A 23,763-nucleotide genomic window follows, 5' to 3' on the forward strand; every position below is an offset into this window, starting at 1 on the left:
TTACTGCACTTCCATTGTCACGCGCGAGGGCGACCGGCGGAAGGGCTGCGGAGGTATCGGCCTCACCCGGCGAAGGCGTGCGTCGCCGCGCGGCCGTCCCAGCCGCCCGCCGGCTCGGCCAACCCGAACAGCGCCGCGACCGTCGGGGCGACGTCGAGGGTGCGCACGGGGTCGGCGACCGTGAGGCCGCGGCGGATACTCGCGTGCCCGCCGGCGACGAAGAACGGGATCTCGACGGTCGCGGCGTGACCGTGATTGCCCGGAATCGGATTCGACAACGGGCTCGGATCGGAGAACCGCCACCCCGCGTCGCACAATGCCACCAGATCACCCGCGGCGGCGCCGAGACCCAGATCCGCACCCGCGTACAGTGCGGCCACGCCCGGGACGGCGGCGGCCACCTCCCGCATCCGCGCCACCGCGTCCACCCGGGCCGCCGGATCGCCGACCCAGTACAGCAGGTTCGCACCGCCGTTCTGGGCGGTGCGCACCGATCCGGCGAGCAGCGGGCCGGCGCCGAGCACGTCGACGAGGCCGATCAGCTGGTCCGGCGCCGACCAGTCCATCCCGTGGTCGGCCAGCACCACCAGCACCGACCGTTCCCACCGTCCCGTCGCACGCAGGAACTCCACGAACCGGGCCACCTGCTCGTCCGCCGAGCGCAGCGCGGCGGTACGCGCGAGCCGCAGCGACGCGCCGAGCACGTCCAGGTGCCCGACGCGGTCCACGTCGCCGAGGTTGGTGAACGTGAACCGCGGCGACCGCTCGTCCACCACGGAGATCAGCGCGTCGACTGTGAACCGGTCCGGCGCGTGTTCGGTGACCGGTAGCAGCGGCACCGGATCCCACGTCACCGACGCGCGGCCGCCGAACAGGCCGTGCAGGTACCGCTTGGACAGCACGCTCGCGGTCGTCAGCCCCAGCTCGCGGGGCAGCCGGTCGAGCACCGTCCCGGCGCGCAGGTCGGTCGGCCGGTCGAGGTCCCGGGTGCGGCCGAGCACCGGGTCGAAGATCGAGTTGGCGGGCACCCCGGAGCGGTGCGGCAGCACACCGGTCATCATCGCCGCGTGGTTCGGCAGCGTCTCGGCCACCGAGATCGCCCGGGCCGCGGTGTACCGGGTGCCGGCGTCGGCGAGCGCGACGAGATGCGGCGTGAGACCCGGCGCGAGCTCGTCCGGGCGCATCCCGTCGACGACGAGGACGTGCACGTCCGCGTCCGGCAGCAGCGCCGACGGCGTCGCCGCCCGGGCCGGAGCCGTGCCGATCAGGGCCCGAGCCGTGCCGATCAGGGCCGCGCCGGCCAGCACGGCCGTGCCGGCGAGCATCGTGCGCCGGTCGATCGCTCCGGCGGGTCGCGTCACGGCCGGGCCTGCCGGCCGTGCGCACCCGGATCGAGAGCGGCCGCCGGCTCCAGCCGCGGCGTGCCGGCGGCGACCCGCCGGCTCGTGCCGTACCGCACGCCGGTGCCCGGGTCGGTCGGATCGAGCACGTACAGCCAGTCCATCTGCACCGCGTCGGGTGTCACGTCGAGAACACCGAAACCGTGCGAGTCCAGTTCGACGTACCGGATGTGGTGGTTCGTCGCCAGCACCGCCGCCTCGATCGACGGGGTGACGGTGCGGGGCGCGACGCCCAGCATCTCGTCGATGTTCGCCGAGGTCACCGACGGCACCACCAGTTCGGTGGCCACGGTGCCCGCGCCGGGGTAGTTCGCGGCGTCGACGGGGAGGTCGGCGGCCCACGACGAGTGGATGTCGCCGGTGAGGAACACCACGTCGCGGCCGGAGGCACGAATCGCGTCGAGCAGCCGTCGCCGGTCGGCGGGATAGCCGTCCCACTGGTCGACGTTGAACGGTGCCCCCGCCGCGGGGAGCCCCGCGACGGCGGTCAGCGCCGCCGTGGTCCGCTCGTCCAGCGGCGGCAGGAGTACCGGGGCGATCATCACCGGGTTCCCGATGAGCTGCCATCGCGTCCCCGAACTCGTCACGCCCGCGGTCAGCCACGCCATCTGCTCCGCGCCGGTGATGGTGCGCGCCGGGTCGTCGATGCGGCGCCCGTTCACCTGCTCGGAGCGATAGCTGCGCAGATCCAGCATCGACAGCTCGGCCAGGTCCCCGAACTGCAGCCGCCGGTACAGCCGGGGTGCGTCGGCGGTGCCGCCCGGCCGGAGGGGCTGCCACTCCAGGTAGGCCTGCAGGGCCGCGGCCCGTCGCTCCGCCCAGGCTCCCTCGATGGCGGGGTCGTGGTTCTGGGCGCCGCCGGACCACGCGTCGTTGGCGCTCTCGTGGTCGTCCCACACCACGATCCACGGCAGCAGCGCGTGCAGCCGCTGCAGATCGGGATCGCTCTTGTACTGGCCGTGCCGGATCCGGTAGTCGGCGAGGGTGACGATCTCGTGCCGCGGGTCGTGCGGGCGCACCACCCGGTTGCCGCCGGAGGCGTATTCGCCCGTGCCGTACTCGTACAGGTAGTCGCCGAGGTGCACGACGGCGTCGAGGTCCGGGCGCGCCGCCAGGTGCCGGTAGACGCCGAAGAACCCGGCCTCCCAGTTCGAGCAGGACACCACCGCGAACCGTAGGCGGGCCAGCGCGGCCCCCGGCCCGGGCGCGGTGCGGGTGCGGCCGACCGGGGAGGCCGCGTCGCCGGCGGTGAAGCGGTAGAAGTAGGCGGTGTCCGGCTCGAGGCCCGTCGCATCGACCTTGACCGTGTGGTCGGACGCCGGGGACGTCGTCACGGACCCCGAGGTCACCACGTCGCGGAGGTCACCGTCGGTGGCGATCTCCCAGCGGACCGTCGTCGCGGCGCCGAGGCCGGAACCGGGCACGGCGTCCGGGGCGGGCGTGACGCGGGTCCACAGGATCACCCGGTCGGGCAGCGGATCGCCGGAGGCCACGCCGTGCGCGAACACGGCGCTCCCCGCCGCGGCGGGGGAGACGGAGACGGCCGCCAGGGCCGCGGCGCCGAGGGCGACGCCGCCCGCGCGCAGCGCGGTCCGTCGCGACACGACACGGGTTTCGGTGGGGGGCACCGGACGATCAGACCAGCGTGCCCCGCGATGAGCAAGTACCGCGACGGAATGTCCCGAACGTTCACGGCCGGTTCACGCGCCGTCGGCCCGACCTGCCGTCGGGCCGGGACGGTAGCGTCGTGGGGTGAGCACCTTCTTCGGAGCGGAGGAACCAGCCGGACCGGACGCCCTGTTCGAGACCCCCCGCCCCACCGAGCCCGACCCCGCACCCGAACCACCGGCGTCGCGCCCGTCCCGCGGTGCCGGACCGAACGCGCCGCTCGCCGCACGCATGCGCCCGGCCGACCTGAGCGAAGTCGTCGGCCAGCAGCACCTGCTCGCCCCCGGTGCGCCGCTCCGCCGCCTCGTCGAGGGCTCCGGCGCCGCGTCCGTCGTGCTCTACGGCCCGCCCGGGACCGGCAAGACCACCCTGGCCTCTCTCATCTCCGGTGCCACCGGCCGCCGCTTCGAGGCGCTGTCCGCGCTGTCGGCCGGCGTCAAGGACGTGCGGGCCGTGATCGACCTGGCCCGTCGCCGCCTGAGCGCCGGTGAGCAGACCGTGCTCTTCATCGACGAGGTGCACCGCTTCTCCAAGACCCAGCAGGACGCACTGCTCGCCGCGGTGGAGAACCGGATCGTGCTGCTCGTGGCGGCCACCACCGAGAATCCGTCGTTCTCCGTCGTCGCCCCGCTGCTGTCCCGCTCGCTGGTGCTGCAGCTGCAGCCGCTGGGCCCGGACGACATCCGGGCCCTGCTCGAGCGGGCCCGCACCGACGAACGCGGTCTCGGCGGCGGTGTGGAGATCACCGACGACGCGCTCGACCACCTGGTGCGCCTCGCGGGCGGAGACGCACGTCGCGCGCTGACCGCGCTCGAGGCGGCGGCCGAGACCGCGCTCGACCGCGGCGGTACGGGCGCGACGATCGACCTGCCGACCGTCGAGTCGAGCATCGACAAGGCCGCGGTGCGCTACGACCGCGACGGCGACCAGCACTACGACGTCGCGAGCGCGTTCATCAAGTCGCTGCGCGGCTCCGACGTCGACGCGGCGCTGCACTATCTCGCGCGGATGATCGTCGCGGGGGAGGACCCGCGGTTCATCGCGCGGCGGCTGATGATCCAGGCCAGCGAGGAGGTCGGCATGGCCGATCCGACCGCGCTGCAGACCGCGACGGCGGCCGCGCAGGTCGTGCAGCTCGTCGGCATGCCCGAGGCGCAGCTCGCCCTGGCGCAGGCCACCATCCACATCGCGACCGCGCCCAAGTCGGGCGCGGTGACCGCCGCGCTCGGCGCCGCGATCGCCGACGTCAAGGCCGGCCGGTCCGGGTCGGTGCCGGCGCATCTGCGCGACGGCCACTACGCCGGCGCCCAGAAGCTCGGCAACGCCGTCGGCTACCGCTACCCGCACGACCACCCCGACGGCGTCCTGGCGCAGCAGTACGCGCCGGACGAACTCGTCGGCGTCGACTACTACACCCCGACCGGCCACGGCGCCGAGCGCGAGCTGGCGCAGCGGGTGCCCAAGCTGCGCCGGATCGTGCGCGGCGAACGGTAGGGCACCGCGTGCGCCGCAGGTCGCGCGGCAGGCGCCGAGCGAATGAGCCATGCCGTCGGACTACGGAGGTGAACGATACATTCGCTCGCCTACCGGCGGGGGGCGGAGCCGTGCGGGTGGCGAGAACGGCCACCGTCGCCCGCGCGATAAGCTGAACGATGGCCGATTCGCCGTGCCCGCGCGGGTTCGGCAGCCCACACCGTCAGACAAAGAGGACCATCGACGTGCAGACCCACGAGATCCGCAGGCGCTTTCTCGACCACTTCGTGAAGGCCGGCCACACCGAGGTGCCCAGCGCGTCGCTGATCCTCGCCGACCCGAACCTGCTGTTCGTCAACGCCGGCATGGTCCCGTTCGTGCCCTACTTCCTCGGCCAGCAGACCCCGCCGTTCAGCACCGCGACATCGGTGCAGAAGTGCGTGCGCACCCTCGACATCGAGGAGGTGGGCATCACCACCCGGCACAACACGTTCTTCCAGATGGCCGGCAACTTCTCGTTCGGCGACTACTTCAAGGAAGAGGCGATAGGCCATGCGTGGTCGCTGCTGACCAGCCCCGTCGAGGACGGCGGCTACGGCATCGATCCCGAGAAGCTCTGGGCGACGGTGTATCTGGACGACGACGAGGCGTACTCGATCTGGCACGACAAGATCGGCGTCCCCGCCGAGCGCATCCAGCGTCGCGGCATGAAGGACAACTACTGGTCCATGGGCATCCCCGGCCCGTGTGGCCCCTGCTCGGAGATCTTCTACGACCGCGGCCCCGAGTACGGCGCCCCGGGCGGCCCGGAGGCCGACGAGGACCGCTACATCGAGATCTGGAATCTCGTGTTCATGCAGAACGAGCGCGGTGAGGGCGGCGCCAAGGAGGGCTACCCGATCCTCGGGCCGCTGCCGAAGAAGAACATCGACACCGGCATGGGCGTCGAGCGCGTCGCGTTCCTGCTCCAGGGCGTCGAGAACGTCTACGAGACCGACCTGCTGCGCCCGGTCATCGACAAGGCCGCCGAGCTGACCGGCAGCGTCTACGGCGCCGACCACGCCTCCGACGTGCGGTTCCGCGTCATCGCCGACCACGCCCGCACCGCCGCGATGCTCATCGTCGACGGCGTCAACCCCGGCAACGACGGTCGCGGCTACGTGCTGCGCCGCCTGCTGCGCCGGATCGTGCGCTCGGCCCGGCTGCTCGGCGCCGACACGCCGACGATGGCCGAGTTCATGGCCGTCGTGCGCGACACCATGAGCCCGTCCTACCCGGAACTGGCCACGGACTTCTCGCGCATCGAGACCGTCGCCGTCGGCGAGGAGACCGCGTTCCTCAAGACCCTGGGCACCGGCAGCAAGCTGTTCGAGGGCGCGGTCGAGACCGCGAAGGCGCAGGGCAGGTCCGTCCTCGGCGGCACCGAGGCCTTCACCTTGCACGACACCTACGGGTTCCCCATCGACCTGACGCTGGAGATGGCCTCCGAGGCGGGCCTGACCGTCGACGAGGACGGGTTCCGTTCCCTCATGGCCGAGCAGCGCCAGCGCGCCAAGGACGACGCCCGCGCCCGCAAGCACGCCCACGCCGACCTGACCGTCTACAAGGAGCTGCTCGACCGCGGCCCCACCGAGTTCACCGGCTTCACCGAGCTGGTGACCGAGGCGACGGTGCTGGCCGTCATCACCGGCGGCGAGCGGCTGCACGCGGCGCAGGCCGGCCAGGACGTCGAGCTGATCCTCGACCGCAGCCCCCTCTACGCCGAGTCCGGCGGCCAGATCGCCGACGTCGGCACCATCACCGCCGGCGGCCTGCGCATCAAGGTCAACGACGTCCAGAAGATCGCCAAGCAGCTGTGGGTGCACAAGGTGACCGTGCTCGAGGGACAGGTCACCGAGGGCGACGCCGTGCTCGTGCAGGTCGACCCGTCCTGGCGCAAGGGCGCCACCCAGGGCCACTCGGGTACCCACCTGGTCCACGCCGCGCTGCGTGAGGTCCTCGGCCCCAACGCCGTGCAGGCCGGCTCGCTGAACAAGCCGGGCTACCTGCGGTTCGACTTCTCCTGGCCCGGCGCGCTCAGCGAGCAGCAGAAGACCGACATCGAGGCCGTCACCAACGAGGCCGTCGCCGCGAACTACCCGGTGAACACCTTCGTCACGGACCTGGACAAGGCCAAGAAGATGGGCGCGATGGCGCTCTTCGGCGAGAACTACGGCGACGAGGTCCGCGTCGTGGAGATCGGCGGCCCGTTCTCGATGGAGCTGTGTGGCGGCACTCACGTCGAGCACTCCTCCCACGTCGGCACCGTCACCCTGCTCGGCGAGCAGTCCGTCGGTTCGGGCGTGCGCCGCGTCGAGGCATACGTCGGCCTGGACTCGTACCGGCACCTGGCCAAGGAGCGGGCGCTGCTCGCGGGTCTCTCCTCGACGCTGAAGGTGCCCTCCGAGGAGGTGCCCGCGCGGGTCGAATCCCTGATCGAGCGGCTGAAGGTGGCCGAGAAGGAGCTCGAACGGACCCGCGCCGCCGCGGTGCTCGCCTCGGCCGGCACCTTCGCCGAGAAGGCGCAGCGCACCGGGGATCTGCTCGTCGTCGCCGAGACCGCCCCCGAGGGCGTGGCCGGGAACGACCTGCGCAGCCTCGCCTCCGACGTCCGCGGCCGGCTCGGCAGCGAGCCCGCCGTGGTGCTGCTGCTCGGTTCCGCCGACGGCAAGGTGCCGTTCGTCGTCGCCACCACCAAGGCGGCCCAGGCGAGGGGCATCAAGGCCGGCGACCTGGTGTCGAGCTTCGGGCCCGCCATCGGTGGCCGCGGCGGCGGCAAGCCCGACATGGCGCAGGGATCCGGCTCCGATCCGGCCGGGATCCCCGCGGCGTTGACCGCGTTCCGGGCCCGGCTGAGCGAGCTGGCCGGCTGACGGTGGCCGACTTCGCCGGTCCCGACCGTCCGGGCGTCGACGACCCCGGCCGCGGCCGCCGCATCGGCATCGATGTCGGAAGTGTCCGAATCGGGGTCGCCTCGTCCGACCCCGACGGCATCCTGGCCACTCCGGTCGAGACCGTGCCCCGCTCGAAGGAACGCGGGTCCGACGCGCCGGATATCCGGCGCATTGTGGACATCGTCACGGAGTACGAGGCCGTGGAGGTTATCGTCGGACTGCCGCAGACCCTGCGCGGGGAGCCCGGCAAGGCCGCGAAACTGGCCCGTGATTTCGCGGGACGGCTGCGCCGGCGCCTGACCGGGATCCCCGTGCGGATGGCCGACGAACGATTCACGACGGTCACTGCGGCGCGGGCGCTCCGCGAGAGCGGAGTCAGCGCGCGCGGTGCGCGGCCGGTGATCGACCAGGCCGCCGCCGTCGCCATCTTGCAGGGTTGGTTGGACGAGCGGAGTGCAGTTGTGAACGTGGCCGAGGACGGCAAGCCGGGGAGCGGGCAGTGAGCCGGCACGGGCGGCCGGACGACGAGTCCACCGGGGCGGACCACGACTTCCCCGGGGAGCGCTCCGGCTTCGGACCCGCGCAGCAGGACGAGTGGTACCGGCCGCGGCACGGGTCTCCGGGGCCCGACCTCCCGGAGCCGCCGGCCCCGGCCGGGGACGGTTACCGATACGAGCCCCCACCGCATCCGGCGGCCGGACATCCTTTCGACGACGCGCCGACCACCGAGCACGTCTACCGGCTCGACGACTACGCCCCCGGCCCCCCGTCGCAGCCCGACCCCCGCCACGACCGGCAGGACCTCGATCCCCACGGCCGGCATCCCTCCGGCGGGCCGGGCCACGAAACCCAGGTCTTCGAGGCCCGGACCTACGAGACGCAGGGCTACGAGCCCCGGGACTACGACCCCCGCGACCACGACGGGTACGACCCCGAGCCGGGGGCCTACCGGCACGACGACTACGAGCAGGGGCCGACCTACGACGAGTCGGGCTACGACCAGTTCGGCTACGCCGCGGTGGACGACGACCCCCGCGGATACGCCGAGACGCCGGCCGCAGGGCAGGACTGGACCGACTCCGCCGACCGCGCTGCCCCCGAACCCGTCGGGGTGTCCCCGGCCCGCCGGGCCCACGCCCGCTCGGCCCGGGCCCGCCGCACCCGCGGCCGGATCGTCGGGATCCTCGCCGTCGCGGCCGTGCTGGTCCTGCTCCTCGGCGGCGGATTCTTCGCCTACCAGAAATTCACCGGCCCCGACCTGCCGCCCGACTACACCGGTGCGGGCGGTCCCGCGGTCGTGGTGCAGGTGCACCCGGGCGACACCGCCGAGCAGATCGGCGCCGCCTTCAAGGAGGCGGACATCGTCGCCAGCTCCGATGCCTTCTACAACGCCGCCGTCCAGGACCCCGGCATGAACTCGCTGCAGCCGGGCTTCTACTCGATCGCCAGCCGGCTTCCCGCCCGCGAGGCCGTCGCCGCCCTGGTCGACCCCGCGAACCGGGTGGGGGCGGTGGTGATCTCCGAGGGCCGGCAGTTGCACGACATCCGCGATGTCAACACCGGCGCGGTGCGCAAGGGCATCTACACCCTCATCGCGGAGGCCAGCTGCCTCGACCGCGACGGGCAGCGCACCTGCCTGACGTACGAGGAGCTCGACGCGGCCGGCGCGAGCACCGACCTCGCCGCGCTCGGCGTGCCGGAATGGGCGCGGGGCGCGGTCGCGAACGTGCCCGACCGCAACCGTCAGCTCGAGGGGCTCATCGCGGCGGGCCGCTGGGACTTCGACCCCAGTGCCGGGGCCGCCGAGACCCTGCGGTACCTCGTCTCCACCAGCGCGCAGCGCTACGACGAGACCAGCATCACCCAGGCCGCGGCGAAGGTCGGGCTGACCCCGTACGAGATGCTCGTCGCCGCGTCCCTCGTGGAACGCGAGGCGCTGCCGGACGACTTCGCGAAGGTCGCGCGGGTGATCCTCAACCGCCTGAAGATCGGGCAGCCGCTGCAGTTCGACTCGACGGTCAACTATGCCCTCGACGAAACCGAGCTGGCGACCACCGACGCCGACCGGGCGCAGGTCACCCCCTGGAACACGTATGCGAGCCCCGGACTGCCCGCCACGCCGATCTCGTCGCCGAGCATCGAGGCGCTGCAGGCCGTGGAGAACCCGGAGGCGGGGGACTGGACGTACTTCGTGACCATCGACGCCCAGGGCACGACCCTGTTCACCAACAGCTACGACGAACACCTGACGAATACGCAGCAGGCTCTGGAAAGCGGAATCCTCGACAGTGGCAGATGACATCGTGACCGGCGGCCGCAAGGCCGCGGTCCTCGGCAGCCCCATCGCGCATTCGAAGTCCCCGCTGTTGCACCTGGCGGCCTACCGGGCGCTGGGGCTCACGGACTGGACGTACGAGCGCATCGAATGCACCGGCGAGCAGCTGCCGGCGCTGGTGGCGGGGCTCGGCCCCGAGTGGGTCGGGGTGTCGGTGACGATGCCCGGCAAGTTCGCGGCGCTCGAGTTCGCCACCGAGCGCACCGACCGGGCGGTGCTGATCGGCTCGGCCAACACCCTGGTGCGGACCGCGGACGGCTGGCGGGCCGACTGTACCGACGTCGACGGCGTCACCGGCGCGCTGCGCGGCGCCGGCGTCGGGGATCTGACCGGCGCCTCGGCGGTGGTGGTCGGGGCCGGGGGGACCGCGCGCCCGGCCCTCGTGGGGCTCGCCGAGCTCGGGGTCGCATCGGTGACCGTCGTCGCCCGCAGCGAGGTCCGGGCCGCCGAGACGTTCGACTGTGCCGAGGCGGTGGGCATGAAGCCGCGCTGGCTGCCGTTCGACGCCCCGGAACTCGCGGAGGTGTGCGCGTCCGCGGGCGCGCTGGTGAGCACCGTGCCGGCGGCAGCGGCCGCACCCTACGCGCAGCAGCTCGGCCGCGCGCCGTTCGTCCTCGACGCGATCTACGACCCGTGGCCCACGCCGCTCGCCGAGGCCGCCGCGGCGCACGGCTCGGTCGTCGTGGGTGGCCTGCAGATGCTGCTGCACCAGGCGTTCGGCCAGGTCGAGCAGTTCACCGGCCAACCGGCCCCGCGGGAGGCGATGGCGGCGGCCGTCACCGGCTGAACCACCGGTACGTGCTACCGTCCGGTTGCACATCGTCCGGGTGGGTGCAACCATGAAGTTGCATGTCATCGGACGAGGAGGTTCCCATGGACACGCAGGACCGGATCGAACGGGAGATCCGCATCGAGGCGCCCGCCGCTCGGGTGTGGCAGCTCGTCGCCCGGCCCGGCTGGTGGATCGGCGACGGCGACCGTTCCGGGCACACCGTCACCACCGACGGCGACCTGATCGTCGTCCACGACCCGCGGTACGGGAACTTCCCGATGTACCGGGTGGCATCCGACGAGCCCCGGTATCTCGCGTACCGCTGCTCGGCGGTGATCGACGAGCCGCCCCGTGACGGCGCCACCACCCTCGTCGAGTTCTTCCTCACCGAGGTCGGCGGCGGCACCGTCCTGCGCGTCGTCGAGAGCGGGTTCAGCGCTCTGGACGGGACCCCCGAACAGCGCCACGAGGCGTTCGAGGGCAACACCGACGGCTGGCGGCAGCAGCTCGACATCGCCAAACGGGACGTCGAGAGTGCCTGACCCCGCCGATTCCGCCGTCGGCGCGGTGCTCGCGGCGCTGGCCGACCCGACCCGCCGGCGCATCCTCGGCACGCTCGCCGAACTGGGGAGGGCCAGCGCCACCACGCTCGCCCGGCGGGTCCCGGTCTCGCGCCAGGCCGTGGTCAAGCAACTCCAGATCCTCGAGACCGCGGGCCTGGTCGACGCCGCCCGCGCCGGCCGGGAGGTGCTCTACACCCCGCGCCCCGAGACCCTGGACGGCTCGGCCCGGTGGCTCGCCGAGCTGGCCGACGCCTGGGACCGCCGTCTCGGGGCCGTGAAGCGCGCCGCCGAAGAGGGCCGGCCCTCCCGCTGACCGGCCGGAAGAAAAAAATTCCACGCCGGATGTCGATCCACCCGCCGGCCGTTCGTGTACAGGTTGGATCACCGGCACCGGGCCGGGGACCGCCACCGCGAGGAGGATCGGCCATGACCCAGTACCTGCTCAGCATCTACCAGCCCGACGGTGACCCGCCGCCGCCGGAGTTCCTCGACCCGATCATGCGCGACGTCGAGGCCGTCGATGCCGAGATGCGTGCCGCCGGCGCCTGGGTGTTCGCCGGGGGACTGCACCCCCCGAGCACCGCCACCGTGCTCCGGCTCGAGGGCGACGGCATCCTCACCACCGACGGCCCGTATCTCGAGGGCAAGGAGCACATCGGCGGGTTCACCGTGATCGAGGCGCCCGACCTCGACGCCGCCCTCGAGTGGGGCCGCAAGCTCGCCCGCGCGATCACGCTGCCGATCGAGGTGCGGCCGCTGCAGGGCGGGCACTGCGGGTGACACGTCCGTGCCCGAGGTGACGGACGCGGAGATCGCGCGCGTGTTCCGCGCCGAACACGGCCGTGCGGTCGCCGCGCTCGTCCGCGCCTTCGGGGACATCGACCTGGCCGAGGAATCCGTGCAGGACGCGTTCGCCGTCGCCGTCGCCCGGTGGCCGGTCGACGGGCTGCCGCCGAGCCCGGCCGGGTGGATCGTCACCACCGCCCGGCGCCGCGCGATCGACCGGATCCGCCGGGAGAAGGCCCGCGCCGGCAAGCACGCCGAGGCCGCCCGGCTGCACGAGCCCGGGGACACCGCCGGCGCCGTCGACCGCGAGGAGACCGACGTGCCCGACGACCGGCTGCGCCTGATCTTCACGTGTTGCCATCCCGCGCTGGCGCCCGCCGCCCGCGTCGCCCTCACGCTGCGGTTGCTCGGCGGCCTGACCACGGCCGAGATCGCCCGGGCCTTCCTCGTCCCGGAGACGACCATGGCGCAGCGGCTGGTGCGCGCCAAGGGCAAGATCCGCGACGCCCGCATCCCGTACCGCGTTCCGGACCCCGGTGAGCTACCCGCCCGCCTCGGCTCCGTGCTCGCCGTCGTGTATCTCGTCTTCACCGAGGGGCACACCGCGGCCGGTGGGGACCGGCTGGTCCGCGACGACCTGTGCACCGAGGCGATCCGGCTCGCCCGCCTGCTGGCCGAGCTCATGCCCGACGAGCCCGAGGTGCTGGGCCTGCTCGCGCTGCTGCTGCTCGCCGACGCGCGACGACCGGCCCGCACGAACGCCGCCGGGGATCTGGTGCCCCTCGCCGAGCAGGACCGCAGGCTGTGGGACCGCGACCGGATCGCCGAGGGACAGGCCCTCGTCCGGCGCTGCCTGCGGCTCGGGCGGCCCGGCCCGTACCAGATCCAGGCCGCGATAGCCGCCGTCCACAGCGACGCCGCCACGGTCGAGACGACCGAATGGCGGCAGGTCGTCGCGCTCTACGATCAGCTGCTCGTCGTCGCACCCACCCCGGTCGCCGCCCTGCACCGGGCAGTCGCGGTGGCCGAGGTCGACGGCCCCGCCGCGGGTCTCGCCCTCGTCGACGCCCTCGACCTGGACCGCTACCACCTGTTCCACGCGGTGCGCGCCGACCTGCTCCGCCGGCTCGGCCGCATCCCGGAGGCCGCCGCGGCGTACGACGCGGCGCTCGCGCGGACCGCCAACGCCGCCGAGCGCGGCTTCCTGCAGCGCCGGCGCGCCGAGCTCAGCTGACCGACGGCTCCTCCGCCGGCGGCCCGGTCCTGCCGTTCTGCCACGGCCACCGGCCGGAGATCTCGAGCTGCAGGGACCAGCTCAGGAAGGTCCGGATGAGGACGATGACCGCCAGTACCCCCACCGAGGTGAAGGTGGGGGTGACGGCGACCGTCTTGATGATGTCCGCGGCCACCAGGAATTCGAGGCCGAGCAGGATCGACCGCCCCAGATCGCGCCGGTAGCGTTCGTAGATCGGCGTGGCGGCGGAGCGGCGCCAGGACCGCACGGCGACCCAGCTCGCCACCGCCGCACCGACGACGATCACCGCCACCCCGACCACGTCGACGGCGCCGCCGACGGTCTCGAGCACGCGGGACAGCTCCATGCGAACCTCCGGGGTGCGGACGGGACGATTCGGTCATGTTCGCAGGTCCGGCTCGATCCGTCCCGGCAACCGGTTGTCCACACCCGGACCGTCCATCCACAGATTTCGCCCGCGGGCGGCGAGAGCGCCGTGCCGGCGCCGCGCGCGCGGCACGCTGCCGCCATGACCGTATTGCTGTTCGCCGTGCTCGGCGCCGCGGCCGGTGCCGGCGCGCGCCGGCTCGTCGCCCGCCCCGACGGGCACCACCCACCGCGAGGGGTGTGTGAGACCGCCGCCGCGGCCGGCGGCGCCGTGGCCGTGCTCGCCACCTCCACGGCGCCGGGGGCGGCCGCCGTCGCGGCGCTGATCTGGTGGTGCGTGTGCCTGAGCGCGGCCGACCTGTCGGCGCGGCGGCTGCCGAACGTCCTGACGGTGCCGGGCGCCGCCGTCGTCCTCGCGGTCGCCGCAGGAGCGGGACACGCGGCCCCTGCGCTCGCCGGGGCGTTCCTGCTGGCCGGGCCGTACCTGCTCGCCCACCTGGCCGCCCCGCGGAGTCTCGGCGCGGGCGACGTGAAGCTCGCCGCCGGGCTGGGGGCGGCCGCGGGTGCGAACGGCGCGGCGGCGTGGACGACGGCAGCCCTGCTGCCACCGCTGCTCACCGCCGCGGCGGGCGCCGTGGTCGTCGGCGCGGGTTGGGTACGGGCACATCGCCGCCCGCGCGGTGTGGTGCTACCGCACGGGCCGTCGATGTGCGCGGCGGCCGTCGCCGCGGTCCTGGCGGCGGGTTGACCGGGGCGGCGTCCTGCCGGTGGCGGTGCACGTGGAAGGATGGGATTGTGCTGCGCTGGATAACTGCTGGAGAGTCCCATGGTCCCGCCCTCGTCGCGATGCTCGAGGGGATGGTCGCCGGCGTCGAGGTGACGTCGAGCGACATCTCGGAGCAGCTCGCGCGGCGCCGCCTCGGCTACGGCCGCGGCGCGCGCATGAAGTTCGAGGCCGACAAGGTCACCATCCTCGGCGGCGTCCGGCACGGCCACACCCTCGGTGGCCCGGTGGCCATCGAGATCGGCAACACCGAGTGGCCCAAGTGGGAGACCATCATGTCCGCCGACCCGGTGGACGCCGAACTGCTCGCCGGGCAGGCCCGCAACGCGCCGCTGACCCGTCCGCGGCCCGGCCACGCCGACTACTCCGGCATGCTCAAGTACGGCTTCGACGACGCCCGGCCCGTCCTCGAGCGCGCCAGCGCCCGGGAGACTGCGGCCCGCGTCGCCGCCGGCACCGTGGCCCGCAACTTCCTGCGCCAGGTGTTCGGCGCCGAGGTCGTCTCGCACGTGATCTGCATCGGCGCGTCCGAACCCTACGTGGGTGTGGAGCCGACCGGGGCCGACCTCGCCGCCATCGACGCCAGCCCGGTGCGGGCCTTCGACAAGTCGGCCGAGGAGTCGATGATCGCCGAGATCGAGGCCGCCAAGCGTGACGGGGACACCCTCGGCGGTGTCGTCGAGGTCGTGGTGCACGGCTTGCCCGTCGGTCTCGGCTCGTTCATCAGCGGCGCTGACCGGCTCGACGCCCGGCTCGCCGCGGCCCTCATGGGCATTCAGGCCATCAAGGGCGTCGAGGTCGGCGACGGCTTCGAGACCGCCCGCCGCCGCGGCAGCGTCGCCCACGACGAGATGCGGCCCGGCCCCGACGGCGTGCTCCGCTCGACCAACCGGGCCGGTGGCCTCGAGGGCGGCATGACCAACGGCGAGGCGCTGCGGGTGCGGGCCGCGATGAAGCCCATCTCCACGGTGCCGCGCGCCCTCGCCACCGTCGACATGTCCTCCGGCGAGGAGGCCGTCGCGATCCACCAGCGCTCCGACGTGTGCGCCGTGCCCGCGGCCGGCGTCGTGGCCGAGGCGATGGTGGCGCTCGTCGTGGCGCAGGCCGCGCTCGAGAAGTTCGGGGGCGACTCGATCGACGAGACCCGCACCAACGTCCGCAACTACCTCGAGGCCGTCGCGGCCCGGGTGCCACGGTGACGACATGACGCCACGCGCAGTTCTGATCGGGCCGCCCGGGGCCGGCAAGTCGACCATCGGCCGCCGGCTCGCCCAAGCCCTCGACCTGCCGTTGCTCGACACCGACGCCGAGATCGAGCGCACCACCGGGCGCACGATCCCGGACATCTTCGGCACCGACGGCGAACCGGCATTCCGGCGGATCGAGGAAGAGGTGGTGGCCGACGCGCTCGCCCGTCACGACGGGATCGTCTCGCTCGGCGGCGGCGCGATCCTGTCCGAGCGCACCCGCGCCCTGCTCGAGGGGAGGACGGTGATCTACCTCGAGATCAGCGTCGCCGAGGGCCTGCGCCGCACCGGGACCAACACCACGCGGCCGCTGCTCGCCGGGGCGGATCCCGCGGCGAAGTACCGGGAGCTGATGCGCCGGCGCCGCCCGCTGTACCGGCAGGCGGCCACCATCCGGGTGCGCACCGACGGGCGCAGCCCCGGCCGCGTGGTGCAGCAGGTCCTTGCCAAACTGGAGGCGCAGACGGATCTGGCCGCCACCGGTGCCCACCCGTCCGCTGCCAGCGGGACCAGTACAGAGAATCGGAGCAATCAACCGTGACCGAACCGGTACGCGTCGACGTCCAGACGGCCCAGCCCTACCCGGTGATCATCGGCCGAGGCCTGCTCGGTGAGCTCGTCGACGAACTCACCGGCACCCGCACCGTCGCGATCCTGCACCAGCCGCCGCTCGCGGAGACCGCCGAGGCGGTGCGCACCGCGTTGGCGGAGAAGGGGATCGACGCCCACCGGGTCGAGATCCCCGACGCCGAGGACGGCAAGGACCTCGCCGTCGCGGGATTCTGCTGGGAGGTGCTCGGGCGCATCGGGCTCACCCGCAGCGACGCGATCGTCAGCCTCGGCGGGGGAGCGGCCACCGACCTGGCCGGGTTCGTCGCCGCGACGTGGATGCGCGGGGTGCGGATCGTGCACGTGCCCACCACGCTGCTCGCGATGGTCGACGCCGCGGTCGGCGGCAAGACCGGCATCAACACCGAAGCCGGCAAGAACCTCGTCGGCGCCTTCCACGAGCCGTCCGCGGTGCTCGTCGACCTCGCGACACTCGAGACGGTGCCGCGCAACGAGATCGTCGCCGGCCTCGCCGAGGTCGTCAAGACCGGCTTCATCGCCGACCCGAAGATCCTCGAGCTGATCGAGGCCGACCCGGAGGCCGCGCTCGACCCGGCGGGAACGGTGCTACCCGAACTGATCCGACGCTCGATCGAGGTCAAGGCGAAGGTCGTCGCCGCGGACCTCAAGGAGTCGAGCCTGCGCGAGATCCTCAACTACGGGCACACCCTCGGCCACGCCATCGAACGGCGCGAACGCTATCGGTGGCGTCACGGCGCCGCTGTCGCCGTCGGCCTGGTCTTCGCCGCCGAGCTGGGCCGCCTCGCGGGGCGCCTGGACGACGCCACCGCCGACCGGCACCGCAGCATCCTCGAGCTCGTCGGGCTGCCCACGACCTACGACGCCGACGCCTTCCCGCAGTTGCTCGAGGGCATGCAGTCCGACAAGAAGAACCGCGCGGGCATGCTCCGGTTCGTCGTCCTCGACGGCCTCGCCAAGCCCGGCAGGCTCGAAGGACCGGATCCGTCGCTGCTCGCGGCGGCGTACTCGGCCGTCGCGCGGGAGGGGACCGCCGACCCGGGCACCGTGCTCCTGTGATTCGCTGAGCCCCGTCGACGGGCCGGCGCACCGAAGGGTGCGCCGGTCCGTTTCCCTTTTTTCGGGACCCCCTCGGCCCACCCGGCCCCGAGGAAATTCGAACTGGACGGAATCAAAGAATTTTCCGAACAGGGGATCGCGGCCTCGGCCGACCGGCCGTCCGCGGAAGCGAACATGAAAGGTTTTCCGCCGCAACGTGTTCGGATTCGTTTCCGACTCTTCGTTGATTTCCGGGTGGAACCGGCCGTACGATTCCCGTCATGATGAACGCTCAGCAGGTCACGACGACGCCGGATGCCTTCCGGCGCCGCGTCGCTCACTGCTGACCCACCACGCGAGCCCCGGGAGTCGACGTCCCGGGGCTTTCGTCGTGTTCGGGCACGTCGCTTCCTCTCGCCGACACGAGAGTCGAGGAACGGATCATGAACGGTGCAGATCACCGAGTGCTCGGTCGCGAACTCGAAATGTTCGCCACCGCACCGATAGTGGGTGCGGGCCTTCCGCTGTGGCTGCCGGACGGTGCGGTGATCCGTGCCGAACTCGAGGCCTTCGCCGCCGAGGTGGCGGCCGACACCGGCTGTCGCCGCGTCTACACCCCGGTGCTCGCCAAGAAGGAGTTGTTCGTCCGGTCCGGCCACTGGTCCAAATTCGCCGACGACATGTTCCCCGAGATGCGGGTCGGAGGCGAAAGTTTCGTTCTCCGGCCCGCCAATTGCCCCCACCACGCCCAGATCTTCGCCTCGCGGGGCCGCAGCTACCGCGACCTGCCGATCCGCCTGTCGGAGCTGGGATCGATGTTCCGCAGCGAACTGTCCGGCGTGCTCGGCGGCCTGAGCCGGGTTCGGCAGATCAGTCTCGACGACGCGCACGTGTTCTGCGCGCCCGAACAGGTCGGCGCGGAGGTGGAACTCGCGCTGAGCGCGATCGAGCGCTGCTACGGGGTCCTCGGGCTCGACGACCGGCGTTACCGCCTGTCCCTGGGTGGCGCCGGCGGGCGGTATCTCGGCACCGACGAGCAGTGGGCGCACGCCCAGGATCAGCTGCGCGGTGCGCTCGAGCGGCGCGGGCTGGACTTCTTCGAAGCCGAAGGGGAGGCCGCGTTCTACGGTCCGAAGATCGACATCCAGGTCGCCGGTGCGCACGGGCGCGAGGAGACCGTGTCCACCGTCCAGCTCGACTTCACTCAGCCCGAGCGTTTCGGCCTCGAATACACCGGCGAGGACGGGCGCAGGCACCGGCCCGCGATGATCCACCGGGGTGTGCTCGGGTCGATGGAGCGGCTGATCGCGATGCTCGTCGAACGCTTCGAAGGGCGCATGCCGCCCTGGCTGTCGCCCCGCCAGGTGGCGGTCCTGCCCGTCGGTGACGTCCACGGCGACGGGGCCGGCAAGCTGCGGGACAGGTTGGTGGACGAGGGGATTCGCGTCGACGTGCTCGCCGGTGGATCGCTGGGCAGCCGTATCCGGGCCGCGCGCCTGCACCGCGACCCGTACATCGCGATCGTCGGCGACGAGGAACTCGCGGAGGAGACCGTCAGCGCACTGGTGCCGCAGTCGGGGCAGCGGGTGTGCGTCGGGCGCGAGCAGTTCGTGCAACGGGTGCGGGCCGACGTCCGGGGCCGGGTCCTGCGTCCGTCCGCACTGCCGTGAACGCTCCCTCGTAGACACCGGCCGAGGGGGGAGCCGGAGTCTCGAGTCATGACCGGGTTCCGGCGATCGGCTCGGCCGCCGTCGGCGCTGGTCGTGCCGTCGCAGTCGGGCTGTGGGCGCGCCCGGCCCGGACTCCGTTGGCGATCACGACGATCTCGGCGACCTCGTGGACGAGGACGACCGCGGCCAGGCCGAGGACTCCGAACAGGGCGAGTGGCATCAGAACGGTGATGATCGCCAGGGACAGCCCGACGTTCTGCAGCATGATCGTCCGCGACCGTCGAGCGTGGCGGAGCGCTCGGGGCAGGTGCCGTAAGTCCTCGCCCATCAGGGCGACGTCGGCGGTGTCGATGGCGACGTCGGTGCCCATCGCGCCCATCGCGATGCCGAGGTCGGCGGCCGCGAGCGCAGGGGCGTCGTTGACCCCGTCGCCGACCATCGCGGTCGGCCGGGTGGCGCGCAGGGTCTCGACGAGGCGGGCCTTGTCCTCGGGGCGCAGGTCGGCGTGCACCTCGTCGATACCGGCGTCGGCGGCCAGGGCTCGGGCGGTGCGGTCGTGGTCGCCGGTGAGCATCGCGACGGTGTAGCCGTCACGGCGCAGCCCGGCGACCACCTCGCGCGCTTCCGGGCGGAGCTCGTCGCGGACGGCGACCGCCCCGATCGCGGCGCCCTCGCGTTCGACGAGGACCGCGGTGGCCCCGGCGTGCTGCATCCGCTCGATGGCCGCGGCGAGCGGACCGGGGTCGATCCAGCCGGGCCGGCCCAGCCGGACAGGAGCGCCGGCGATGCGGCCGGTCAGGCCGGCACCGGGGACCGCGTCCACATCTTCGGCCGGCACGTAGTCGTCGACGGCGGCGAGAATCGCCCGGGCGAGGGGGTGTTCGCTGCGGGCCTCCAGAGCGGCGGCCACGGCGAGAACGTCGTGGGGGGTCGTTCCAATCGCGGTGGCGACGTCGAGCACGGCGGGCCGGTTCCGGGTGAGGGTGCCGGTCTTGTCCAACGCGATGCCGCGGATGCGGCCGAGGGCTTCGAGGGCGGCGCCGCCCTTGACCAGGACGCCGAACTTGGATGCGGCGCCGATCGCGGCGACGACCGAAACCGGGATCGCGATCGCCAGCGCGCACGGTGACGCGGCGACCAGCACGACCAGGGCGCGTTCGATCCACACGCGCGGATCCCCGGCCAGGCTGCCGACGACGGCGATGGCCGCGGCCGCGACCATCACGGCCGGGACGAGTGGCGTGGCGATTCTGTCGGCCAGACGTTGCGCGTCGCCTTTGCGGGACTGCTCGGCCTCGACGATCCGCACGATCCTGGCCAGTGAGTTGTCCTGCGCGCCGGCGGTGACCTCGACCTCGAGGACACCGGTGCCGTTGATCGACCCGGCGAACACCTCGTCGCCCGGACCGGCCTCGACGGGCATCGATTCCCCGGTGACGGCGGAGGTGTCCAGGGCGGTGCGCCCGGATCGGACGACGCCGTCGGTGGCGATCCGCTCCCCGGGTTTGACGATCATGACCTCGCCGAGCGCGAGGTCGGCAGGCGAAACGGCCTGCTCGCGACCGTCGCGCAGCACCGTGGCGGTGTCCGGTACCAGGGACAGCAGTGCGCGCAGGCCGCGGCGGGTGCGGGTGACGGCGTACTCCTCGAGTCCCTCGCTGATCGCGAACAGGAACGCGAGCATCGCGGCCTCGCCGACCTCACCGAGCAGCACCGCGCCGACGGCCGCGATCGTCATCAGGGTCCCGACGCCGATCCTGCCCTTGGCCAGGCGTTCGAGCGTGGAGGGGACGAAGGTGTAGCCGGCGACGATCAATGCCACCGCCTCGAGTCCCACACCGAGAGCGTCGGGTCCGCCGCCGACACGGACGATCAGGGCCGCCACCAGCAGGACGCCCGCGGCGGCGGCCGCCCGGATCTCCGTGACCTGCCACAACTTCTCGGGCGCGTGCCCGTCCTCGCCGGGGAGGCGGGGTTCGGCGTGGCCGCAATCGCAGGCGTCGCTCACGACGCGCTCCCGGTGCCGGTGCCGTAGTTCGGGCACAACGCGACCGCGTTCCCGGTCGCAGCCAGCAACGTCTCGGCCGAGGCGAGCAGATCCATCAACTCGGGTCGGGCCAGCGAGTAGAACACCTGCCGGCCCTGGGGGCGGCCCTCGACGAGGTTGCAGTCCCGCAGGCACGCCATGTGTGCAGAGACCGTCGACTGCGCCAACCGCAGCTCACCGACGAGGTCCGCCACCCGCGCCTCACCCTCGGCGAGCCGTCGCACGATCGCCAATCGGGTGCCGTCCGAGAGGCTGTGGAACAACGCCACTGCGGCGTCGAGGTCCGACACCGCCCCGGTCGACGTCCGGACCACGCCACCGTCGCGATTGATCGTCATATGGCGATGATAGCGGTTCCAGGCGATGTAACGCTGCGACTACTCGGCGCCGTGCACGACCTGCAGGCCGGGACGGCCGGCACGCGCCGGCACGCGCGTTCCGCGGCGGCCCCGGTCGTCCCGGGCGGGATGGGAGATCCGGTGGGCGTGCAGGTAGGCGACGCCCACGCGGGAATACCAGGCGGCGGTCCAGGACGGGATGCCGCCCAGCATCGACAGCGCGAACCCGTGGTGGCGGTCGACGAAGTCGACGGTCACCGCGTATAGATCCACACCCGGGCACTTCCTGGCCGCCGCCTCGATGTCGAGGTCGTCGGGCCACCAGCTCGCGGGCAGGACGGGATCGGCCGCCTCGGGGGTGCCCGGGTGGCGGCGACCGAGCACCCGTCCGCTCACCACCGCGGCGGCGGCGCTGCACGAGCCCTTCGCGAGGCCCCACGCCGTGGACCACAGGCCGGCGGGGTGCGTCAGCGGCAGGATCGCCCCGAGCAGTCGCCCCAGCTGCGGTTCACCGCCGGTCCGGGAGCGCCAAGGCCCACCCTCGTCCGAGCCGTTCGGGGTCGTCTTCCCGTCGGGGCATACCGGAGCGCGCTCTCCCATGGTTCCCTACTCTAAATGTATTGGGCGCCAGTCAGATTGATTTTCGGTGATCGCATCGCGGCAGGGGGATCCGACCGGGCGGCTCCGCCTGCCCGGCACCCCGGGGCACGGACGGGGCGGTGCTTGTGCGGTCGCTGCGCGTGGGGACTCTGCCGAGGGTCGGTCTCATCCGCCGTCGAGGCTCCGGTGGGCCAGTTCCTCGCGCGCGGCGGTCTCGACGCCGACCGGGAGGGCAGGGGTGCGGCCCAGTTCGAGGTCGGCCACGAACTCGGCGAGCAGGTCGGTCGGCCATCGATCGAAGTCGGCCATCGCAATCCCCCTCGGTGCGTCCGATCGGGCGAGCGGCTTTCCCTCGCCTGCTCCCGATTCTCGATCCCGATGTTTCACAATTACACCACCGGCACGTCGTGTGACACGACTCCTCGCATAATCGGTCCGTTCCGCCCGTCACGTCCGGTTCTTCGCCGGTCGGGGGCGTCGCGAGTCGGGGTGCGCAGACGGTCGACCCGGCACCCCCTCCTCGTTCGGTGGTTCCGAACGTGCCGGGTGCACGCTCCGGTGTCCGGAACGGCGCGCCGATCCGGAATGCGCCACGGGACGTTCCGGGGATTCCGTCCGGGGGTGGATCACGCTCTGATGCCCTCCACGGCCGGCGCGGAGCTCGGTTCGGCGCCGTGTTCGCGGCCCAGGTCGGCGATCGCGGAGGTGAACTCCGGGTCGAACAGCAGGAAGCTGAGCAGGTCTCCGCGATCCTCGTCATCGCCGCCGATCAGCCGCGCGACGACGGACGGCGCGGGGTTGCGCAGGAACCGGCGCACGGCGGGCCGGCGCCGAACCACGTCCTCCGCGATCTCGGCGATCCGGCCGGCCTGGCCCGGCGGTGGGCCGGCGAAGTCGATCCCGATGGGACGGTCGGTAGGGGACACCGCGCGGGTCTGCGCGATCCGTGCGTTGCGGAATTCGAGCGTGTGCAGATCTTCGATCATTCGGTAGCCGAGCATCGCGCGCAGTGCCAGGGCCGCGACGCCGGCCACGTCGGGAGGCGCCGGCCGGTGCCTCCCGACGTGCGCGGAGACCGGCGGGGGCCACACCCGCGGCTGCGTCGCCACGACGCCGACGTCGTTCGCGCCCAGCAGCAGCGCGGGTTTGATCGGGGTGTTGAGCAGCAATCCGCCGTCGATGTACCAGCCGGAGCGCTGCGGGGCGCATCGGTCGGTGACGTGGATGGGCCGGAACAGGATCGGGACCGCCGAGGAGGCCAGCAGGTGGTCGACGGTCAGCGTCGTCTCGACGTAGCTGATGTTGCGGCGGATGTCGTACTCGGGCAGGCGCACCGAGTCGTTCTTCTCCACGAAGACCACCGTCCCGCCGGTGGCCACGGACGTCGCCGCGACGGCGACCGCGTCCACCAACCCGGCCCGGATGTTCTCGTGCAGCCGGGTCCACGGGACGAGGCGCTGCAGGGTCCCCCGGATCGGGGTCGTATCGAGCAGGCTGACGAGACGCGTGCGGGGAAAGCCGATCGCCTGGCCCAGGAAGGCCGCGCCGGTGCCGAGAACGCTGTGCACCGACGAGTACACGTCGGACGAGACCACCCCGGTCCACAGGTCCACGACCCGTTCCGCGGCCGTGGGCAGTCCCTCGTCGGCGAATGCGGCGAGCCCGAGCACGTTGATCGCGCCCGCGCTGGTCCCGACGAGGATCGCGGGCGCTGCGCCGTGCCGCGTCATCCGGGGAAGCAGGGACGTGATCGCACCGGCCTGATATGCGCCGCGCGCGCCCGCGCCCGCGACGACCAGCGCCGTCCGCCGGCGTCCGTGGGTACCGCGCGTCCCGCGTCCGGCCATGGGCGGAACGGTACCTGCCGGCCTCCGGCCACGGACCCGATTCCGCAACCGGC

22 protein-coding genes are annotated in these 23,763 nt (G+C 72.9%); 14 read left to right on the forward strand and 8 right to left on the reverse strand.

Annotated features, from left to right (window positions below; all coding sequences use genetic code 11):
• Positions 1 to 62: 62 nt before the first annotated feature.
• Both ACWPOB_RS03625 and ACWPOB_RS03630 read right to left on the reverse strand, forming a co-directional pair.
• Positions 63 to 1,361, reverse strand: coding sequence for an alkaline phosphatase family protein (locus ACWPOB_RS03625; protein ID WP_455399930.1), 1,299 nt, complete (start codon positions 1,359 to 1,361; stop codon positions 63 to 65).
• Positions 1,358 to 3,004, reverse strand: coding sequence for an alkaline phosphatase D family protein (locus ACWPOB_RS03630; RefSeq protein WP_455400057.1), 1,647 nt, complete (start codon positions 3,002 to 3,004; stop codon positions 1,358 to 1,360). Before ACWPOB_RS03630 ends, ACWPOB_RS03625 begins: the two co-directional genes overlap by 4 nt.
• Before the next feature lie 148 nt (positions 3,005 to 3,152).
• Between ACWPOB_RS03630 and ACWPOB_RS03635 the strand changes: the two genes are divergently transcribed.
• The 9 genes from ACWPOB_RS03635 (at position 3,153) to ACWPOB_RS03675 (ending at position 13,164) form a co-directional block, all read left to right on the forward strand.
• The gene (locus ACWPOB_RS03635) at positions 3,153 to 4,562 is read left to right on the forward strand and encodes a replication-associated recombination protein A (protein WP_455399931.1); all 1,410 of its coding nucleotides are present in this window, start codon (positions 3,153 to 3,155) and stop codon (positions 4,560 to 4,562) included.
• A 224-nt stretch (positions 4,563 to 4,786) separates the two neighbouring features.
• Complete coding sequence (alaS, locus tag ACWPOB_RS03640) at positions 4,787 to 7,453, forward strand: alanine--tRNA ligase (RefSeq protein WP_455399932.1); 2,667 nt, start codon at positions 4,787 to 4,789, stop codon at positions 7,451 to 7,453.
• Positions 7,454 to 7,455: 2 nt separating this feature from the next.
• On the forward strand, positions 7,456 to 7,977 hold the full coding sequence (gene ruvX, locus ACWPOB_RS03645; RefSeq protein ID WP_006947015.1) for a Holliday junction resolvase RuvX: 522 nt from the start codon (positions 7,456 to 7,458) through the stop codon (positions 7,975 to 7,977).
• Positions 7,974 to 9,773, forward strand: coding sequence for an endolytic transglycosylase MltG (gene mltG, locus ACWPOB_RS03650; RefSeq protein ID WP_455399933.1), 1,800 nt, complete (start codon positions 7,974 to 7,976; stop codon positions 9,771 to 9,773). Before ruvX ends, mltG begins: the two co-directional genes overlap by 4 nt.
• A complete protein-coding gene (locus ACWPOB_RS03655) occupies positions 9,763 to 10,596 on the forward strand; it encodes a shikimate dehydrogenase (protein ID WP_455399934.1) in 834 nt (277 codons plus the stop codon). The genes mltG and ACWPOB_RS03655 overlap by 11 nt, the downstream gene beginning before the upstream one ends.
• Positions 10,597 to 10,682: 86 nt before the next feature.
• Positions 10,683 to 11,123, forward strand: a complete 441-nt coding sequence (locus tag ACWPOB_RS03660; protein ID WP_100059220.1) for an SRPBCC domain-containing protein — start codon at positions 10,683 to 10,685, stop codon at positions 11,121 to 11,123.
• Positions 11,116 to 11,457 (forward strand): ArsR/SmtB family transcription factor, encoded by a 342-nt coding sequence (locus ACWPOB_RS03665; protein ID WP_455399935.1) that lies wholly within the window; start codon positions 11,116 to 11,118, stop codon positions 11,455 to 11,457. Before ACWPOB_RS03660 ends, ACWPOB_RS03665 begins: the two co-directional genes overlap by 8 nt.
• 113 nt (positions 11,458 to 11,570) lie before the next feature.
• Positions 11,571 to 11,924 (forward strand): YciI family protein, encoded by a 354-nt coding sequence (locus ACWPOB_RS03670; RefSeq protein WP_100059293.1) that lies wholly within the window; start codon positions 11,571 to 11,573, stop codon positions 11,922 to 11,924.
• Positions 11,925 to 11,931: 7 nt separating this feature from the next.
• Positions 11,932 to 13,164, forward strand: coding sequence for an RNA polymerase sigma factor (locus ACWPOB_RS03675; protein WP_455399936.1), 1,233 nt, complete (start codon positions 11,932 to 11,934; stop codon positions 13,162 to 13,164).
• Here the strand turns inward: ACWPOB_RS03675 and ACWPOB_RS03680 are convergent.
• Complete coding sequence (locus ACWPOB_RS03680) at positions 13,157 to 13,531, reverse strand: DUF1622 domain-containing protein (protein ID WP_100059318.1); 375 nt, start codon at positions 13,529 to 13,531, stop codon at positions 13,157 to 13,159. The genes ACWPOB_RS03675 and ACWPOB_RS03680 overlap by 8 nt on opposite strands.
• Before the next feature lie 162 nt (positions 13,532 to 13,693).
• Between ACWPOB_RS03680 and ACWPOB_RS03685 the strand changes: the two genes are divergently transcribed.
• From ACWPOB_RS03685 to thrS, 5 genes are all read left to right on the forward strand, one after another.
• Positions 13,694 to 14,299 (forward strand): prepilin peptidase, encoded by a 606-nt coding sequence (locus tag ACWPOB_RS03685; RefSeq protein WP_455399937.1) that lies wholly within the window; start codon positions 13,694 to 13,696, stop codon positions 14,297 to 14,299.
• Between the two features lie 47 nt (positions 14,300 to 14,346).
• Positions 14,347 to 15,534 (forward strand): chorismate synthase, encoded by a 1,188-nt coding sequence (gene aroC / locus ACWPOB_RS03690; RefSeq protein ID WP_455399938.1) that lies wholly within the window; start codon positions 14,347 to 14,349, stop codon positions 15,532 to 15,534.
• 4 nt (positions 15,535 to 15,538) lie between these two features.
• Complete coding sequence (locus ACWPOB_RS03695; RefSeq protein ID WP_006947003.1) at positions 15,539 to 16,123, forward strand: shikimate kinase; 585 nt, start codon at positions 15,539 to 15,541, stop codon at positions 16,121 to 16,123.
• Positions 16,120 to 17,229, forward strand: a complete 1,110-nt coding sequence (aroB, locus tag ACWPOB_RS03700; protein ID WP_100058221.1) for a 3-dehydroquinate synthase — start codon at positions 16,120 to 16,122, stop codon at positions 17,227 to 17,229. Before ACWPOB_RS03695 ends, aroB begins: the two co-directional genes overlap by 4 nt.
• 419 nt (positions 17,230 to 17,648) lie before the next feature.
• The gene (gene thrS / locus ACWPOB_RS03705) at positions 17,649 to 18,878 is read left to right on the forward strand and encodes a threonine--tRNA ligase (protein WP_455400058.1); all 1,230 of its coding nucleotides are present in this window, start codon (positions 17,649 to 17,651) and stop codon (positions 18,876 to 18,878) included.
• 46 nt (positions 18,879 to 18,924) lie between these two features.
• On the opposite strand, the gene ACWPOB_RS03710 is transcribed toward thrS, so the two are convergent.
• The 5 genes from ACWPOB_RS03710 to ACWPOB_RS03730 all read right to left on the reverse strand — a co-directional run bounded on the left by ACWPOB_RS03710 (position 18,925) and on the right by ACWPOB_RS03730 (position 23,710).
• Positions 18,925 to 20,886 carry a heavy metal translocating P-type ATPase gene (locus tag ACWPOB_RS03710; RefSeq protein ID WP_455399939.1) on the reverse strand — a complete coding sequence of 654 codons (1,962 nt, stop codon included), beginning with the start codon at positions 20,884 to 20,886 and terminating at the stop codon, positions 18,925 to 18,927.
• Complete coding sequence (locus ACWPOB_RS03715; protein ID WP_100058461.1) at positions 20,883 to 21,263, reverse strand: ArsR/SmtB family transcription factor; 381 nt, start codon at positions 21,261 to 21,263, stop codon at positions 20,883 to 20,885. The genes ACWPOB_RS03710 and ACWPOB_RS03715 overlap by 4 nt, the downstream gene beginning before the upstream one ends.
• A gap of 39 nt (positions 21,264 to 21,302) precedes the next feature.
• Positions 21,303 to 21,863 (reverse strand): hypothetical protein, encoded by a 561-nt coding sequence (locus ACWPOB_RS03720; protein ID WP_455399940.1) that lies wholly within the window; start codon positions 21,861 to 21,863, stop codon positions 21,303 to 21,305.
• 165 nt (positions 21,864 to 22,028) lie between these two features.
• Positions 22,029 to 22,172 (reverse strand): hypothetical protein, encoded by a 144-nt coding sequence (locus ACWPOB_RS03725; protein WP_006937614.1) that lies wholly within the window; start codon positions 22,170 to 22,172, stop codon positions 22,029 to 22,031.
• A gap of 317 nt (positions 22,173 to 22,489) precedes the next feature.
• Positions 22,490 to 23,710 carry a patatin-like phospholipase family protein gene (locus ACWPOB_RS03730; RefSeq protein ID WP_455399941.1) on the reverse strand — a complete coding sequence of 407 codons (1,221 nt, stop codon included), beginning with the start codon at positions 23,708 to 23,710 and terminating at the stop codon, positions 22,490 to 22,492.
• Positions 23,711 to 23,763 lie beyond the last annotated feature (53 nt).

The sequence above is a fragment of the Rhodococcus sp. 2H158 genome, from assembly GCF_053764755.1.